Origin of the sequence: Streptomyces sp. NPDC008150, from assembly GCF_042956945.1 — a bacterium.
In the GTDB taxonomy this organism is placed as follows: Bacteria; Actinomycetota; Actinomycetes; order Streptomycetales; family Streptomycetaceae; genus Streptomyces.
In genome coordinates, this window is sequence record NZ_JBIBHJ010000020.1 from 92,677 (window position 1) to 108,659 (window position 15,983).

Sequence of the window (15,983 nt, forward strand, 5' to 3'; positions counted from 1 at the left end):
CGCACGAGGAGAACGGCAACCACTCCATGGCCTCGGTCACGTCCCTCACCGCCTCCGTCCACCAGCGCCTCGCGTCCGCCCTCTCGGCTGCCCTGCCGGGAACCGCCGACGCGGACCCGCTGCTGCGACGAAGCGACCGGGCGGACTACCAGGCGAACGGCATCCTCGCCCTCGCGAAGAAGGCGAAGGCGAACCCGCGGGAGCTGGCCGCCCAGGTCGTCGAGCGGGTCGAGAGCGGTGACGTGATCAAGGAGATCGAGGTCTCGGGACCCGGCTTCCTCAACGTCACCGTCACCGACCGGGCGATCCTGGAGAACCTCGCGGCGCGGGCCACCGACCCCGCCGAGCGGCTCGGCGTGCCGCACGCGGACGACGCCGGCACCACCGTCATCGACTACGCGCAGCCGAACGTGGCCAAGGAGATGCACGTCGGCCACCTGCGGTCCGCGGTGATCGGCGACGCGATGGTGCAGATCCTGGAGTTCACCGGCGAGACCGTCGTGCGGCGCCACCACATCGGCGACTGGGGCACCCAGTTCGGCATGCTCATCCAGTACGTCGACGAGCACCCCGAGACGCTCGACCACGAGCTGGGCACCGACGAGGTGAGCGGCGAACAGGCGATGTCCAACCTGAACCGCCTCTACAAGGCATCGCGTCAACTCTTCGACTCCGACGAGGAGTTCAAGACCCGGGCGCGGCGCCGGGTGGTCGACCTCCAGGCCGGCGACCCCGCGACGCTCGCCGTGTGGCAGCGGTTCGTGGACGAGTCGAAGATCTACTTCTACTCGGTCTTCGACAAGCTCGACATGAAGATCGACGACCCCGACATCGTGGGTGAGTCGGGCTACAACGACATGCTCGAGGAGACCTGTCGGCTCCTGGAGGAGTCCGGTGTCGCGGTGCGCTCCGAGGGCGCGCTGTGCGTCTTCTTCGACGACGTCAAGGGCCCCGACGGCAACCCCGTCCCGCTGATCGTGCGCAAGTCGGACGGCGGCTACGGCTACGCGGCCACCGACCTCTCCGCGATCCGCGACCGCGTCTTCAACCTCAAGGCGACCTCGCTGCTCTACGTGGTGGACGCCCGCCAGGCGCTGCACTTCCGGATGGTCTTCGAGACGGCACGGCGGGCCGGCTGGCTCGGCGACGACGTCACCGCGCACCAGCTCGCGTTCGGCACCGTGCTCGGCAAGGACGGCAAGCCGTTCAAGACCCGCGAGGGCGAGACGGTCCGGCTGATCGACCTGCTGGACGAGGCGATCGAGCGGGCGACGGCCGTGGTGCGGGAGAAGGACACCCAGCAGCGGCTCTCCGAGGCGGAGATCGTCGAGCGGGGCACGCAGGTGGGCATCGGCGCGGTGAAGTACGCCGACCTGTCCACGTCGGCGAACCGCGACTACAAGTTCGACCTGGACCAGATGGTCTCGCTCAACGGCGACACCAGCGTGTACCTCCAGTACGCGTACGCCCGGATCCAGTCGATCCTGCGCAAGGCCGGCGAGACCCGCCCGGTTCCGCACCCCGAGCTGGAACTGGCCGACGCGGAGCGGGCGTTGGGCCTGCACGCCGACCAGTTCGCGGAGACGGTCGCGGAGTCGGCGAAGGAGTACGCGCCGCACAAGCTCGCCGCGTACCTCTACCAACTGGCCTCGCTGTACACGACGTTCTACGACAAGTGCCCGGTCCTGAAGGCGGAGACCCCGGCCCAGGTGGAGAACCGCCTCTTCCTCGGCGACGTGACCGCCCGCACCCTGCACCAGGGCATGGCGCTGCTGGGCATCAGGACGCCCGAACGGCTCTGACCCCGCGCCGAGCCGACCGCGGACGGCGGCCACCCCCCACGGGGCGGCCGCCGTCCGTGTGTCAGCCGCCGGTGGGCGTGACCCAGCCGCCGGTGCCGTTCGGGTACACGTACGTGGGCCGCCCGGTGTTGGCGCTGGAGCGGAACGGCGAGCCGGAGTCGTCCAGGCGCAGGGTGCCGTGCCGGGCGCCGCTGGACCAGTTGAGCTCCAGGTACCAGCTCACGTCGTGCGCGGCCGTGGCCGCGTTGACGTAGAAGACCTCGGGGTCGCTCTCGCTGACCTTGTACGGGAAGTCGCCCTGCCCCTTGCCGGGCACCACCGCGGGCTGTGCGGAGTCCAGGTCGACCTTGAACCCGGCGGTGTCGACACCGCCGCCGCAGCCGTCGCCCATCGCGTAGTCGTTCCAGGCGAGCGGCGCCGAACTGGACACCACGCGGACCCGCATCGACTCCAGGACCACGGTCGCGGAGCCGGTGCCCTGGAGCGTGACGGCGACCCGCTGCCCTCCGGCCGAGACCCCGCCCAGGGCGGCGGCCCAGGCGGGCGCGAGCTGCTCGGAGGGCGGGGGCGGCACCCGGCCGGGCTCCTGGTCGATCAGATAGTGCTGGCTGCACGGGCTGTCCCAGGTGTACCCGCTGACCACGGCGGTGACCGGCACGCCGGCGGCGTCCTTCGAACCGCCGCTCCCCGCACCGGAGTTCGCGGCGGGACTCGCGGACGTCGCCGTGGCCGACGGGGAGGCGGACCCGGTGCCGGAGGCCGACACGGAAGGACTGGCGGAGGCGCGCGCGGACGGGCTCGCGGAGCCGTCGGGCGAGGCGTCACCGGTCCGGCCGTCCACGGCGTCGGCGGCCGAACCGGCGGACGGGGAGCCCCCGTTGTCGTTCCCCATCCCGACCACCACGGCCGAACCCCATGCCAGCAGGACGACCGCCGTCGCGGTGGCGAGCAGGGCGCGACGCCGGGTGCGCAGGGCACGGGCGACGGGGGCGGGCGCCCCGGCGGCGGGGGCGGCCTCGGCCGCGGTGGGGTCCGTGCCGGCCCCGGAGGCGGGGTCGGGGGCCGACTCCCCGCCGGAGTGCGGCTCTTGCCCGACCTCCGGTTCCGGTTCCGGTTCCGGCTGCGGATCCGGGTCCGGGGCGGGGACCGGCGCGGGGATCGGCGGCGGCTCCGCCTTGCCGCGCGCCGCGTCCGCGAGGACCCATCCCTTGTGCAGGGCGACCAGTTCCTCCGGGGCGGCCTTGCAGACCCGCGCCAGCCGTTCGACGGGGGCGTAGTCGAGGGGGACCGCCTCACCGTTGCAATAGCGGTGGAGGGTCGACGCGCTCAGGTGGGCCCGCTTGGCGAGGACCCCGTAACTGAGTCCCGAACGGTCCTTCAACTGCCGCAGCAGCGTCCCGAAATCCTCGGCCGCACCCATCGCGCTCCCTCTCCCCGTCCCACCGCGCGTCCCAGGCAACCCGTATTCGCGCAGGTCACACGGCACGTAAGCGTTCCAGCGTCCCGGAAATCATGTCACCCCTCGCAGGTGGGACGGATCCCGGTCCACTCTGCGGTCGTCAGGGCGACAGGCCGCCGAGCCACCGGGCGGCGCCCCCGGCACCACCTCGGACTCACGCACCACAACGGGAGAACAGCATGTCTCGCAACAGCCGCACCGACCGCGCCGTCCGCACCCGCTACCTGCTCGCCACGGCCGTCTCCGTCCTCGCACTGACGGTGTCGGCGTGCAACGGCGGGGGCGGGACCGACACGAGCGGTGCGGGGACGCAGGGGTCGGGCACCTCCGACTCGCAGCCGGTGGCGTCCTCGCCGGCACCCTCGTCCTCGCCGTCCGCCAGGCAGACCACCGGCGCGACGGGCACGGGCGGCGCGGCCGGCTCCGGCGGCACGAGCACCGCGGCCCCGGCGGCGACGGACAAGGGCACGAGCACCGGCGGCGGCAGCGACTCCGGCTCGGGCTCGGGTTCCGTTTCTGGTTCCGGTTCCGGTTCGGGCTCCGGCTCGGACGCCACGTCCACGACCACCAAGCGGGTCACCTGCACCGACGCCGACACCAGGGCGACGCTCAGCCCGGTCACCCGCCCGATCAACCACCTCCTGCTGACGGTGACCAACACCGGCGGCACCTCCTGCGACGCGTACGGCGCCCCGCTCCTCGGCTTCGACGGCGACCAGTCGACGCTCCAGATCCTGGACGCGAGCAAGCCGCAGGCGGTGGTCACCCTGGCACCGGGCGAGTCCGCGTACGCCTCGATCGGCCTCTCGGGCGACGGCGACAACGGCCGCAAGGTCAGCGGCCTCCGCCTCTTCTTCCAGGGCCGGGACCTGCGGGGCTCGGTGGGCGGTGTCACGAACCTCTCCCTGCCCGGCGGCAGCGCGTACGTCGACAGCAAGGCGTTCGTCACCTACTGGCAGTTCTCGATGGCGGACGCGCTCACCTACTGACGGCACACCCCTCCCGCTTGACAGAACCCCTGCACCCCCCTTTCACTAATCAATTAGTGAAAGGGGGGTGCAGGCGTGCCCGAGCACAGCATCGAGTACCGCATCGACCGGCGGAGTGGTGTCCCCTCGTACCTCCAGATCGTGCAGCAGACCCAACAGGCCCTCCGCATGGGCCTGTTGGAACCGGGAGACAAGCTCCCCACCGCACGCGAGGTGGTCGAGGCGACCGCCATCAACCCGAACACGGTCCTGAAGGCGTACCGCGAGCTGGAGCGCGACGGCCTGGTCGAGGCCAGGCGCGGTGTCGGCACGTTCGTGCGCAGGTCGCTCGGCACGGCGGCCGAGTCGCCGCTGCGTGCCGAACTCGACGACTGGGCCCGGCGGGCCCGCGAGACCGGGCTCGGCCGCGAGGACGCGGCGGCCCTCCTGACGTCCGTACTGGACCAGCACTTCCCGGAGGGGAACCAGTGACCACCAACCCGACCGTCCCGGACGCGATACGGGCGACCGGCCTGTCCCGGACGTACGGTCGCGGCCGGCGCGCGAAGAACGCCCTGGCCGACTGTTCGTTCCGCATACCCCAGGGCGCCGTCTGCGCCCTGGTCGGCCCCAACGGGTCGGGAAAGTCCACCCTGTTGACGATGGCGGCGGGCCTGGTCCGGCCCACGTCGGGCACCCTCGCCGTCCTCGGCGCGGAGGCAGGCGTGCACCGCGACCGCGTCGGGTACCTCGACCAGCGCAAGCCGCTGTACGACCACCTGACCGTCGCGGAGACCCTCGCCCTGGGCGCGGACCTCAACCCCGGCCGCTGGGACGCCGGTTACGCGGCCGGTGTCGTCGAGCAGGGCGGGCTCGACCCGGCCGCGCGGGTGCGTTCGCTGTCCGGGGGCCAGCACACCCGCGTCGCCCTCGCACTCGTCCTCGGCAAGCGGCCCGAACTGCTGCTGCTCGACGAACCGATGGCCGACCTCGACCCGCTCGCCCGGCACGAACTGCTGGGCACACTGCTGGCGGACGCCGCCGAACGCGGCACGACGATCCTGCTGTCGTCGCACATTGTCGCCGAACTCGTCGACTCTTGCGACTACTTGGTGCTCCTCGGCGAGGGCGTCGTGCGGCTGGCCGGCCCCATCGACGACCTGCTCGAAGCGCACGCGGTGGTCACGGCACGCGAGCCCGACCTCTCCCCCCACACGGTCGTGGAGTCCCGGCCCATGGGCCACGGCGTCCGGGCGCTGGTCCGCCCGGCGGGGCCGCTCCCCGACGACTGGCACCACGACCGGCCGACCCTCGAAGAACTGGTCCTCGCCCACCTGCGCGCCCCGTCCGTACCACCACTGCCCACGGCCGTCGGCACCGCCGACCGCGACTGCGCCGAACCCCTCAAGGAATCCCGATGAGCACCCTGCCCGTGGCGAAGACCACGCCCCCCACCCCGGCCGGCCCCCGGCGGGACCACCCGACACGCGGCCTCTTCGTCGCGGAACTGCGCCTCCAGCGGCGGGCGTTGTACGTCTGGTCCGGCTTCGTCGTGCTGGTGGCGGCCCTGCTGCTGTGGCTGTACGGACCGGGCGCGGACGCGACCCAGAAGCTGTTCGACGCCTACGGCTACGCGGGGGTGCAGAAGGACGCGTGGTCGCGCGGCGTGACCGGCGACTACCTCTCCACCACCTACAACGACCTGTTCTACGACGGCAACACCCTCATCACGCTCGCCTCGTTCCTGGTCGCGCTGTACGCGGCGGCCACGCTCACCTCGCGCGAACTGGTCAGCGGCACTGTCCGGTTGGCCTGGTCGCAGGGCATCTCGCCGGCCCGCTGGCTGACCGCCAGGCTGGCCGTACCGGCGGCGGCGATCACCGTCGGCACGGGTCTGCTGGTCGCCCTCTACCGCCTGCTCTGGTCCGCGCACAGCGACCTGCTGCTCGCCGGCATCGGCCCGCGCCAGCTCTACTTCACGATGGGCATCGCCACCGTCGCGGCCCCGCTGTTCGGCCTGGCGGTCGGGGTGTTCAGCGGTCTGCTGCTGCGCCGCCCGGTACCGGCGCTGGTCCTCGCCGGACTGGTCCAGTACGTGGCGCTCGCGGTGCGCCGCAACTTCTGGCCGGTGCAGCGCGCGTACGAGACCCCCGAACTCACCGTCCGCAGCCGGGTGATCACCTCGTCCGGCGCGAGGATTCCCGACCCCGGCTGCTACGACAACGCCAAGTGCCTCGCCCGGCACGACGTGGTCGGCTTCACCCGCACCTACCTGCCCTCCCCCGACTACTGGCCGCGCCAACTGGCCGAGACCGGCATCCTGTTGGGGCTCGCGGCCCTCGCCGTCGCGGGAGCGTTCCTGCTGCTGCGCCGCAGGGCCGTGTAGGGCGCGGCGTCCGGCGGCGGCACCGGCCGGGGGCCGGGCCCGCTGTCGGTGCCACCGCCTAAAGTCCGCTGCATGGCGACCCTTCCCAACCCGCTGCCGCGCCTCGCTGACGACCCGAGCGGAAGCTCGCTCGGGCTCCGACTCCCCGCCGGGCGACTGATCGACACGACGGACCACGGTCGGTGGCACGAGCCACTGCTGTGGTGCGCCGGGGAGCCCCCGGCCCCCGGCGAGTGGTCCGCGCTGGCCCCCGCCCGGCGCGTGGGCCTGCTCCCGGTGCTCGTCGACGGTGCGACGGACATCGGTCCCGACTGGTATCTGCGCCCCGGTGACGTCTCCTATCCGGGCGACCACGACGCCGAAGAGGTCCTGGCGCACTCCTGGGACGACCACATGGCCGACGCCCTGCACTCCGACGAGAACCACGCCGGCATCGACGCCGCGGACACCGACGTCACGGACATCGACGTCACGGACACCGCACCCGGCTCCCCGGCGGCCCTGGGCGGGATCGTGTCGCTGCTCGGGGCCGACTGGCCGGGCACGGCCCCCGCGGGCACGCTCCGCCGGGACCCGGACGAGTGTGCCGCCGACGTCGTCGGCCTTCTCCTCCGCGAGGGGACCCGGGTCAAGGAAGGCCGGCTCGCCCTTGTCCCCGCCCGTCGCTCCGCCGACCTGCCGGCCGCGATCGGCTGGACCGGCGCGGCCCCCTTCGAGGACGACACGGCTCGTCTCTGCGCGGTGCTGCGCTCCTGGGAGGACCGCTTCGGCATACGCGTGGTGGCGCTCCGCGCCGACGAGTTGGTCGTCTCGGTCGCGGCCCCGCCCACCACGGCGGCCCACGCCGAGGCGGTGGCCGCCGAGCACTTCGCGTTCTGCCCGGACGCGGTCCTCCGGGGCAACCACGACACCCTGCGCGACTACGCCCACCAGGAGGTCCTGGACGAGGAGGTCTGGGCGTTCTGGTGGGACTGACGACCCCGGTGGCGCCACCGGTCGACCGACCGGCGGCGCTGCCTGCCGGAAGGGGCGGGCAGCGGATCGGCCCCGCCCGGCGTCGGCGGTCTCAGCCGTCCCCGTCCCTGTCGGCGACGGTCGGGGACCCGGCGGCGGCCGGTGTCCCGGACCCGGCGGCGGACTCGGAGTCGGCGTCGGACTCGGACTCGGCCGCGCGCCGGTACTGCTCGTTGATGCGCCGGGCCTCTTCGAGCTGGTCCTCGAGGATGACGATGCGGCAGGCGGACTCGACGGAGGTTCCGTGGTCCACCAGTTCCCGGGCGCGGGCCGCGATGCGCAGCTGGTAGCGGGAGTAGCGGCGGTGGCCGCCCGCGGAGCGGAGCGGCGTGATGAGACGGGCCTCGCCGATGGCCCGCAGGAAGCCCTGCGTGGTGCCGAGCATCTCGGCGGCCCGGCCCATGGTGTAGGCGGGGTAGTCGTCGTCGTCCAGACGGCCGTACGAGTCGTCTGCTGTCATGTGCACCTCTCCGTGCATCTTCGGGGAACGCGTCGAGGGGTCCTGGTGCCTTGTGGCACCAGGACCCCGGAGGAACTGCCTGACCATCCGCCGGCGTCAGAACTGCGCCGGCTCACTGTTTCCGCGGACCCGGCCGACGTGCTGCCGGGGGCGCGGGGATCGCGGTTGCTTGACCGGAGACCACCTCACTGTCGATGTCCTGCGGTACCCGGGTTCTGGGTTTCTCCCCGGGCGATCCCGATGGCGCGCTGGTTCCTCCGTTCTTCCCTCGACGATCACTTGGTCGAAAAGCTGTTTCACGTACTGCGACCGCGTTCTGCGGTTCTGCTTCCGCGCCGGAGCGCGGTCCTGCCGATGGCGGCCCCTGATGACCGCGGGCCACCCGGTCCGGCCGTCAGTCCCGTCGCCGTCCTGCGTCCCACTGGCTTCGGAACTCCACCGCCGCACCGTCCTGCACATGCGTACCGCCGACCGGCAGTTCGTGTCTGCCAGGTCCTTCTGTCTTCCTTGGCTACGAGGAAAACCATAACCACGCCGGCACCCAATGTCTACCTCGGTCAGCATAGATTTCCGCGTGTCCGCCGATGAGGAAACCGGATGCGGGTGGCATGGATCACCGGCGGGGCCGTGGCGCGGCTACCGGGCTCCCGCCGTCCCCAGCCCCCGGGCCAGGCGCCGCAGGCCCTCCGCGATGCGGTCCGGGGCCTGGGTGACGAAGGTGAGCCGCATCGTCGCCGTGTCCGGTGCCGCGGCGTAGAAGGGGGCGCCGGGCACGTACGCGACGTCGTGGGCGACGACCGCCGGGAGCAGCGCGGTGGTGTCGTGCCCGTGCGGAAGGCGCGCCCACACGAACATGCCGCCCTCCGGCACGGCCCAGGCGCTTCCCTCGGGCAGCGCGCCGGGGAGCCCCGCGAGCATCGCGTCCCGGCGCTCCCGGTAGACGCCGGCCACCCGTGCCACGTGCGCGTCGAGGTCGCGGTCGGCGAGGTAGCGGGCGGCGGCGAGCTGGTTGACGGTCGGGGTGTGCAGGTCCGCGGCCTGCTTGGCGACCGCGCAGGCCCGCAGCAGCGCCCCCGGCGCCCGCAGCCAGCCCAGCCGCATGCCCGGTGCCATCACCTTGGAGAACGAACCGGTCAGCACGGTCCGGTCCTCGGCCCCGGGGTACGTGGCGATCCACGCCACCCGCTCGCCCTCGAAGCGCAGTTCCCCGTACGGGTCGTCCTCGACGATCCACAGCCCGCACCGCGCGGCGACCTCGGCGACGGCGGCGCGGCGGGCGGCGGGCAGGGTGCGGCCGGTCGGGTTCTGGAAGGTGGGCACGACGTAGAGCAGCTTGGGCCGCTCCCGCAGGACCAGTTCCTCCAGCGCGGCGGGGTCGAGCCCGTCCTCGTCGCCGGGCACGGCCACCACCCGCACACCCGCGAAGGCGAACACCTGGAGCGCCGCGAGATAGCAGGGGCGCTCGACGAGGACGGTGTCGCCGGGTTCGAGCAGCGCGGTGGCGAGCAGGGACAGCGCCTGCTGGGAACCCGTGGTGACGAGCACGTCGTCGGGCCCGGTGGCGAGCCCGCGCACGGACGTCCGCGCGGCGAGCGCGGCACGCAGCGCGGGCTCGCCCTCGGTCGTCGCGTACTGGAGCGCCCGCGCGCCCTGCTCGTCGAGGACCGCCCGGTAGGCGTCCGCGATGCCCTCGGTGTCGAACAGCTCGGGCGCGGGCAGCCCGCCCGCGAAGCTGACGACCTCCGGCCGGGCAGTGATGGCGAGGATGTCCCGCACGGCGGAGCCCCCGGTCGACCGCGCCCGCCCCGCGAGCGGGGGCACGGGCGCGGCGACGGCGGCGTGCGGGGAGTGCTGCTGGGCGACGGTCACGGGGCGGCTCCTGGGGCGGGTCGGCGGCGGCTGGCCCGCAGCCTAGGAAGACACCCGTCGCCCGCACCTGCCTTTCCGCGATCCGGACAGCGGCCGCGGTGCCCCGACGTCGCCGCCTAGCGGCCCAGTTGGCGCGCGACCTCGACGGCCCAGTAGGTGAGGATGTTCTGCGCACCGGCGCGCTTGATGCCGGTGAGGGACTCGACGATCGCCTTGTCGCGGTCGATCCAGCCCTTCTCGGCGGCGGCCTCGATCATCGAGTACTCGCCGGAGATCTGGTAGGCGGCGACCGGCACGTCCACCGCGTCCGCGACCCGGGCGAGGATGTCGAGGTAGGGCCCGGCCGGCTTGACCATGACCATGTCGGCGCCCTCTTCGAGGTCGAGCGCCAACTCCCGCATGGATTCCCGCACGTTGGCCGGGTCCTGCTGGTACGTCTTGCGGTCGCCCTTGAGCGACGAGCCGACGGCCTCGCGGAAGGGGCCGAAGAAGGCGGAGGAGTACTTGACCGTGTAGGCGAGGATGCTCACGTCCTCGCGGCCGATGGTGTCCAACGCGTCGCGGATGACGCCGATCTGACCGTCCATCATGCCGCTGGGCCCGACGACGTGCGCCCCGGCGTCCGCCTGGACCTGTGCCATCTCGGCGTAGCGCTCCAGGGTGGCGTCGTTGTCGACGCGGCCCTCGGAGTCGAGGACGCCACAGTGCCCGTGGTCGGTGAACTCGTCGAGGCACAGGTCGGACATGACGATCAGGTCGTCGCCGACCTCGGCGCGCACGTCGCGCAGGGCGACCTGGAGAATCCCGTCCGGGTCGGTACCGGGGGTGCCGAGACCGTCCTTCTTGTCCTCCTCGGGCACCCCGAACAGCATGATCCCGGCGATCCCGGCCTCGACCGCCTCGGCGGCGGCCTTCCTCAGGCTGTCCCGGGTGTGCTGCACGACACCGGGCATGGCCCCGATCGGCACGGGCTCGCCGATCCCCTCGCGCACGAACGCGGGGAGGATGAAGTCGGCGGGGTGCAACCGGGTCTCGGCGACCATGCGGCGCAGCGCGGGGGTGGTGCGCAGCCGACGCGGACGTGTACCGGGGAATGATCCGTACTTCGACATACCACCTAAGTTACGCCCGCCCCGGGAGCCCCGTTGCCGACTCCCTGTCGGACGGTTCGGGCCCGGATCCCGGGTGCGGTCCGCCCCGCGTTGGGGCAGTTCCGCTCCGTCGCGGGACCCGCCGCGGCGCGGCCACCGTGCGCACCGCCGCTCGTTCCCGCGCGGGGGCGGCGCGTCAGGAGTCGCCGAGGGCGATCATCACGCCGGTGACCACGGCCAGCAGCGCCACGTACGCCACCGCGTGCACCCGGTCCGGGACACGGAGCGGGTGCCGTCGCAGTATCGCGATCACCGGCAGCGCGCCCGCCAGCAGGAACACCGCCGCCCGGACGTCGACCAGGCCCACCAGGGACACCTGCGCGGAAGCCGGGTCGGGGACCCCCGCGCCGGTCAGGCAGACGGCCGCCGCCGGCACCGCGACGGCCAGGGTCAGCGGGTTCGCGAGCGCGGTCGCCACCCGCATCGGATGCCCCGCACGCCGCATCGCGGGGACCGTCATCACGCTGCCGCCGACACCGAGGAAGGCGGCGACGCCCCCGATGGGCACGCCCAGCGCGACGGGCAGCGGACGCGGCACCGCGGCGCCGGCGGCCTCGTCGCGCGGACGCAGGAACCCGGGGCGCAGCAGCACGTCCGCGATGGTCAGGGTGGTGTAGCCGACGAAGGCCCAGTGGGCCAACCCGGCCGGGGCGGCCCCCGCCGCGAGCGCGCCCGCCGCGGCACCGGCCGCCAGCAGCGGGACCATTGGGCCGCTGCCCCGCAGGGCGGCGAGCGTCCGGCGCGGCGTCACGGCCGTCGCGAGACCGGCGTTGACGACCATCACCAGGGCGGAGGTCGCCGTCGCCACCCGGACCGCGTCCGCACCGAGGGCGGAGTCCGCCCACACCACCACGGGAACGGTGACGAACCCGCCGCCGAACCCGAAGACCACCGTTGTCACCCCGGTGAGCAGCCCGATCCCGAGCAGTCCCACCACCGTCGCCACGTCCATGTGTCCACCCCATCAGCGACCGGCGGCGACGGGCATGCGAAGGTCGGCAGGATTCCTTCGCGTCCCGGCCGGTACGGTGGCGGGGTGAGGAACGTTTCCCTGGACGACGAGGACGGCAACGAACGGGCCGTCCTCCCGATCGGCACCGACTACCCGCACGGGCACCTGCTCGACTGGCACGAGCACCGGCGGGCCCAGTTCCTCTACGGCGCCACCGGCGTCATGGTCGTCGACACCGCCCAGGGCACCTGGACCGTCCCGCCCGAACGGGCCGTCCTGATCCCGGCCGCCGTGCGGCACCGCGTACGCATGCTCGGCGTCACCACGCACAGCCTGTACGTCGAGCCGGACGCCGTCCCCTGGTGGCCGGCCACCTGCGCGGTGGTCGACGTGCCCCCGCTGCTGCGCGAACTGCTCGCCGCGGCGGTCGAGTTCGAGGCGGACTACAGCCTGTCCGGACGCGAGGGCGTCATCGCCACGCTCCTGCTGCACGAGATCGCGGCGGGCTCCCCGCTCCCGTTCCACCTGCGCATCCCGGACTCCGCCGACCTCGCCGGCCTCTGCCGCGCCTACCTGGCCCGCCCGGACGCCGGCGTCGGCAACGCCGACTGGGCCGCCCACGTGGCCATGAGCGAAAGGGCGTTCACCCGGAGATTCCGCACCGAGACCGGGGACAGCCCGGCCGTGTGGCGCGGCCGGGCACGGCTGCTCGCGGCCGTGCCGCTCCTGCGCACCGCGTCGGTCACGGAGGTCTCCGGCCGCCTGGGATACGCCTCCCCCGCTGCCTTCACCGCAGCCTTCACCCGGACCTTCGGCACACCCCCGTCCCGCTTCGGCACGAGAGCCTGAGACCGTCCGCCGCGGGCCCGGCGGGAGCCCGTCCGGCTCCCCCGGCACCGCCCGCCGCCGGGACGGCTAGGCTCTCGCCGTGTTCGAGGCGACGACTGCAACCCTGCTGCGGAAGGCCCACGCCGGCGTCCGCCGGTGGAGCGCCCTCCGTCCCGTCACGCGCGACGCCGTGGGTGTCCTGCTGCTCGCCCCCGTCGTCTTCTCCCCCCTCACCGCGCACATCGGGGCCGAGTTCGGCGATCTGCCGACGCGTCCGTACGACGCCCTCGGCGTCCTCCTCACCGTCGCCCTCTGGCTGCCGCTGGTCGTCCGGCGGCGATGGCCCGGGGCGTGCCTGGCCGTGGTCGCCGTCGCGTTCGCCGTGCACGAACTCCTGGGCTGTCCGCAGACGTTCGCGAGCGTCGGGCTCTACGTCGCCCTCTACGGCGCGGGCGCGCACAGCGACCGTACGGACGGCGCGGGCCGTCTCGCCGCGCTCGCCGCCGGGGCCTGCGCGGTGTTCGCGCTCTTCGCGGTGGCGCTGCACGGCAGGGGGTCGCCGCAGCGGGTGCCCGACTTCGCCCTCATCTACGCGATCCTCGTGGGCTGTTGGCTCGCCGGGCGCGCGGTGCGGGCCCGGCAGCTGAGCGAGGCCGAGCGGCGGCGGCTGAGCGTCGCGGCCGCCATGGCGGACGAACGGGCCCGTATCGCACGGGAGTTGCACGACGTGGTCACCCATCACGTCACCGCCATGGTCGTCCAGGCCGACGCCTCGCAGTTCCTCCTGGACACCGCTCCCGACCGGGTCGCCACCGGCCTCGAAGCCATCGGCGACTCGGGCCGCCGCGCGCTGACCGACCTGCGGCACCTGCTCGGCGTGCTCAAGAGCCCCGGCGGCGAAGCGGCCGCGCAGGGGCCGGCGCCCGGCCGGATCGGCGACCTCGTCGAACGGACGCGGGCGGCGGGACAACCCGTGGAGCTGTCCGAGCACGGCGAACGGCGCCCCCTCGCCTCCGCCGTCGAACTCGCCGCGTACCGCGTGGTGCAGGAGGCCCTGACCAACGCCCTCAAGCACGCGCCGGGCAACGGGACGGCGGTCAGCGTGCGCTACCTCCCCGACGGGATCGAGGTCGAGGTGACCACCGAGGGTGCCGCCGCGAGACCCACCGCCACCCCGCTCGGCCGGGGCGGCGGCCACGGACTGCTGGGCCTGCGCGAGCGGGTGGGCGTGTTCGGCGGCGAACTCCTCGCCGGGCACGGCCCCGACGGCGGCTTCAGCGTGCACGCCCGCATACCGACCGGGGACGGAGACGGCCGATGAGCGGTCCCGGGTGCATTCGCGTACTCGTCTGCGAGGACCAGGAGTTGGTGCGCGCCGGTTACGTCACCATCTTCGGCGCGCAGCCCGACCTGGAGGTCGTGGGCGAGGCCGCCGACGGCCGGGCCGCCGTGGAGGCCGCCCACCGGCTCCGGCCCGACGTCGTGGTGATGGACATCCGGATGCCGGTCCTCGACGGGATCGCGGCCACCCGGCTGCTGGCCGGCCCCGGTGTCGCCGAGCCGGTCAAGGTGCTCGTGGTCACCACCTTCAACCTCGACGAGTACGTGTACGAGGCCCTGCGGGCGGGCGCGAGCGGGTTCCTGCTCAAGGACGCCCCGCCGCGCCAACTCGTCGACGGGATACGGACGATCGCCGCCGGTGAGTCCCTGCTCGCCCCGGCCGTCACCCGGCAGCTCGTCGGCAGGTTCGCCGACCGCATCCGCACCCCGAGGCCCGCCGCGCAGGAGGCCGTGTCCGCCCTGGCGCCACGGGAGTTGGAGGTGCTGCGGCTCGTCGCGGAGGGCCTGTCCAACCCCGAGATCGCCGCCCGCATGGTCATCAGCCGCGAGACGGTCAAGACGTACGTGTCCCGCATCCTCACCAAGCTCGACCTCCGCGACCGCGTGCAGGCGGTGGTGTTCGCCCACCGCGTGGGTCTCGTCGCCCCCGCCCGGGAGTGAGACCCGCCTGCGTGTCCCCCACGTGAGCCACACGCGACTGTCCACCCCGGGGCGACGCCCCCGAACACCCCTTGTCCCTAGCGTTCCTTCCACCGACGCGGAGGCGATCGCGCCACCGCCGGGCAGGGAGGAATCCGCATGTCGACCAGAAGCGTGCCGTCGCTGGAGGGCCTGTTCGCAAGGGCGCCGTTCGTCGCGGACGGCCGGCCGAGGCCGGCCGTGCAGCGGCTGGTGCTGATGATCGTGGTGCTCGGCCTGGTGCTCGCGCTCGCCGGCGGACTGCGCACGGCGGCCGGCGACAACCCCGTGCTCGCCCTCCTCGCCGGCGCCGTCACGGTCGTCGGCGCGCTGAAGATCTACGCGGCCGCCGTACGGGGCACCGAGCGGCGCGACGTCCACGAGCTCGACCGCGCCGCCGCCCCCGCCGGACTGCGCCGCGGCACCCTGTACGGCCTCGTCCTCTTCTGCGTGACCATCGCGCTGATCGCCCTGTGCGGCGGATACGCCATGCACGGCTACGGGTCCTTCGGCGGGACGCTCGCCCTGCTGGGCGTGATGGCCGGGGCCGCCGTCACCGAGGAACTGCTCTTCCGCGGCGTCGTGTTCCGGATCGTCGAGGAACTCGCCGGTACGCGCGGCGCGCTGATCGCGTCGAGCCTGCTGTTCGGGGGACTGCACCTGGTCAACCCCGGCGCCACGGCGTGGGGCGCGCTGGCCATCGCCGTCGAGGCGGGCCTGATGCTCGGCGCGGCCTACGCGGCCACCCGCACCCTGTGGCTGCCGATCGGCCTGCACTTCGCCTGGAACTTCGCCGAGAGCGCCCTGTTCGGCACCACCGTGTCGGGCAGCGGGGGCGGCCCGACGGGGCTGGTCCACGGCGTCGTGTCCGGCCCGGCGATCCTGAGCGGCGGCGACTTCGGACCCGAGGCGAGCGTCTTCTCCCTGCTGGTGTGCACCGTCGCCACCGTCCTGTTCCTGCGCACGGCGAAGCGCCGCGGCCGCCTGTACGGGCGGGGCGGCGCGACCACCGCGGCCGAGGTCTCCTGAACCCGGACCCCCGAAACCCGAACCCCGAACGGGCGGTGTCCCGTAC

General features: G+C 73.6%; 15 protein-coding genes. 10 read left to right on the plus strand and 5 right to left on the minus strand.

The annotated features are described in order from the left end of the window. The first annotated feature begins 26 nt into the window (after positions 1–26). Positions 27–1,802 (plus strand): arginine--tRNA ligase, encoded by a 1,776-nt coding sequence (argS, locus tag ACFZA0_RS34505; RefSeq protein WP_391024329.1) that lies wholly within the window; start codon positions 27–29, stop codon positions 1,800–1,802. A 61-nt stretch (positions 1,803–1,863) separates the two neighbouring features. Here the strand turns inward: argS and ACFZA0_RS34510 are convergent, their stop codons facing one another. Next, complete coding sequence (locus ACFZA0_RS34510) at positions 1,864–3,222, minus strand: helix-turn-helix domain-containing protein (RefSeq protein ID WP_391024331.1); 1,359 nt, start codon at positions 3,220–3,222, stop codon at positions 1,864–1,866. Positions 3,223–3,440: 218 nt separating this feature from the next. On the opposite strand from ACFZA0_RS34510, the gene ACFZA0_RS34515 reads away from it, so the two are divergent. The 5 genes from ACFZA0_RS34515 to ACFZA0_RS34535 all read left to right on the plus strand — a co-directional run bounded on the left by ACFZA0_RS34515 (position 3,441) and on the right by ACFZA0_RS34535 (position 7,590). After that, a complete protein-coding gene (locus ACFZA0_RS34515) occupies positions 3,441–4,250 on the plus strand; it encodes a DUF4232 domain-containing protein (RefSeq protein ID WP_391024333.1) in 810 nt (269 codons plus the stop codon). 75 nt (positions 4,251–4,325) lie between these two features. Further along, positions 4,326–4,721, plus strand: a complete 396-nt coding sequence (locus ACFZA0_RS34520; protein WP_391024335.1) for a GntR family transcriptional regulator — start codon at positions 4,326–4,328, stop codon at positions 4,719–4,721. Further along, positions 4,718–5,650, plus strand: coding sequence for an ATP-binding cassette domain-containing protein (locus ACFZA0_RS34525; RefSeq protein ID WP_391024337.1), 933 nt, complete (start codon positions 4,718–4,720; stop codon positions 5,648–5,650). Before ACFZA0_RS34520 ends, ACFZA0_RS34525 begins: the two co-directional genes overlap by 4 nt. Further along, positions 5,647–6,615, plus strand: coding sequence for a hypothetical protein (locus ACFZA0_RS34530; RefSeq protein ID WP_391024339.1), 969 nt, complete (start codon positions 5,647–5,649; stop codon positions 6,613–6,615). The genes ACFZA0_RS34525 and ACFZA0_RS34530 overlap by 4 nt, the downstream gene beginning before the upstream one ends. A gap of 72 nt (positions 6,616–6,687) precedes the next feature. After that, positions 6,688–7,590 (plus strand): DUF4253 domain-containing protein, encoded by a 903-nt coding sequence (locus tag ACFZA0_RS34535; protein ID WP_391024340.1) that lies wholly within the window; start codon positions 6,688–6,690, stop codon positions 7,588–7,590. 91 nt (positions 7,591–7,681) lie between these two features. Here ACFZA0_RS34535 and ACFZA0_RS34540 read toward each other — a convergent pair whose 3' ends face one another. The 4 genes from ACFZA0_RS34540 to ACFZA0_RS34555 form a co-directional block, all read right to left on the minus strand. Continuing rightward, the gene (locus ACFZA0_RS34540; RefSeq protein ID WP_391024342.1) at positions 7,682–8,089 is read right to left on the minus strand and encodes a MerR family transcriptional regulator; all 408 of its coding nucleotides are present in this window, start codon (positions 8,087–8,089) and stop codon (positions 7,682–7,684) included. Between the two features lie 636 nt (positions 8,090–8,725). After that, positions 8,726–9,958 (minus strand): aminotransferase class I/II-fold pyridoxal phosphate-dependent enzyme, encoded by a 1,233-nt coding sequence (locus ACFZA0_RS34545; protein WP_391024344.1) that lies wholly within the window; start codon positions 9,956–9,958, stop codon positions 8,726–8,728. A 116-nt stretch (positions 9,959–10,074) separates the two neighbouring features. Further along, positions 10,075–11,070: a porphobilinogen synthase gene (gene hemB / locus ACFZA0_RS34550; RefSeq protein WP_391024346.1), complete on the minus strand. Its 996-nt coding sequence runs from the start codon at positions 11,068–11,070 to the stop codon at positions 10,075–10,077. 175 nt (positions 11,071–11,245) lie between these two features. After that, positions 11,246–12,061 (minus strand): TSUP family transporter, encoded by an 816-nt coding sequence (locus ACFZA0_RS34555; protein WP_391024348.1) that lies wholly within the window; start codon positions 12,059–12,061, stop codon positions 11,246–11,248. 84 nt (positions 12,062–12,145) lie between these two features. On the opposite strand from ACFZA0_RS34555, the gene ACFZA0_RS34560 reads away from it, so the two are divergent. From ACFZA0_RS34560 to ACFZA0_RS34575, 4 genes are all read left to right on the plus strand, one after another. Beyond that, positions 12,146–12,910, plus strand: a complete 765-nt coding sequence (locus ACFZA0_RS34560; RefSeq protein WP_391024350.1) for a helix-turn-helix domain-containing protein — start codon at positions 12,146–12,148, stop codon at positions 12,908–12,910. Between the two features lie 79 nt (positions 12,911–12,989). Beyond that, positions 12,990–14,210: a histidine kinase gene (locus ACFZA0_RS34565; RefSeq protein WP_391024352.1), complete on the plus strand. Its 1,221-nt coding sequence runs from the start codon at positions 12,990–12,992 to the stop codon at positions 14,208–14,210. After that, on the plus strand, positions 14,207–14,890 hold the full coding sequence (locus ACFZA0_RS34570; RefSeq protein ID WP_391024354.1) for a response regulator: 684 nt from the start codon (positions 14,207–14,209) through the stop codon (positions 14,888–14,890). The genes ACFZA0_RS34565 and ACFZA0_RS34570 overlap by 4 nt, the downstream gene beginning before the upstream one ends. Positions 14,891–15,028: 138 nt before the next feature. After that, complete coding sequence (locus ACFZA0_RS34575; RefSeq protein WP_391024356.1) at positions 15,029–15,937, plus strand: type II CAAX prenyl endopeptidase Rce1 family protein; 909 nt, start codon at positions 15,029–15,031, stop codon at positions 15,935–15,937. The last annotated feature ends 46 nt before the right edge of the window (positions 15,938–15,983 follow it).

Excerpts from the sequence above, each read along its gene's own strand:
- ACFZA0_RS34530 (WP_391024339.1), top strand. The coding sequence starts at position 5,647 with ATGAGCACCCTGCCCGTGGCGAAGACCACGCCCCCCACCCCGGCCGGC.
- ACFZA0_RS34510 (WP_391024331.1), bottom strand. The coding sequence starts at position 3,222 with ATGGGTGCGGCCGAGGATTTCGGGACGCTGCTGCGGCAGTTGAAGGAC.
- ACFZA0_RS34570 (WP_391024354.1), top strand. The coding sequence starts at position 14,207 with ATGAGCGGTCCCGGGTGCATTCGCGTACTCGTCTGCGAGGACCAGGAG.
- ACFZA0_RS34555 (WP_391024348.1), bottom strand. The coding sequence starts at position 12,061 with ATGGACGTGGCGACGGTGGTGGGACTGCTCGGGATCGGGCTGCTCACC.
- argS (WP_391024329.1), top strand. The coding sequence starts at position 27 with ATGGCCTCGGTCACGTCCCTCACCGCCTCCGTCCACCAGCGCCTCGCG.
- ACFZA0_RS34535 (WP_391024340.1), top strand. The coding sequence starts at position 6,688 with ATGGCGACCCTTCCCAACCCGCTGCCGCGCCTCGCTGACGACCCGAGC.
- ACFZA0_RS34575 (WP_391024356.1), top strand. The coding sequence starts at position 15,029 with ATGTCGACCAGAAGCGTGCCGTCGCTGGAGGGCCTGTTCGCAAGGGCG.
- ACFZA0_RS34515 (WP_391024333.1), top strand. The coding sequence starts at position 3,441 with ATGTCTCGCAACAGCCGCACCGACCGCGCCGTCCGCACCCGCTACCTG.
- hemB (WP_391024346.1), bottom strand. The coding sequence starts at position 11,070 with ATGTCGAAGTACGGATCATTCCCCGGTACACGTCCGCGTCGGCTGCGC.
- ACFZA0_RS34540 (WP_391024342.1), bottom strand. The coding sequence starts at position 8,089 with ATGACAGCAGACGACTCGTACGGCCGTCTGGACGACGACGACTACCCC.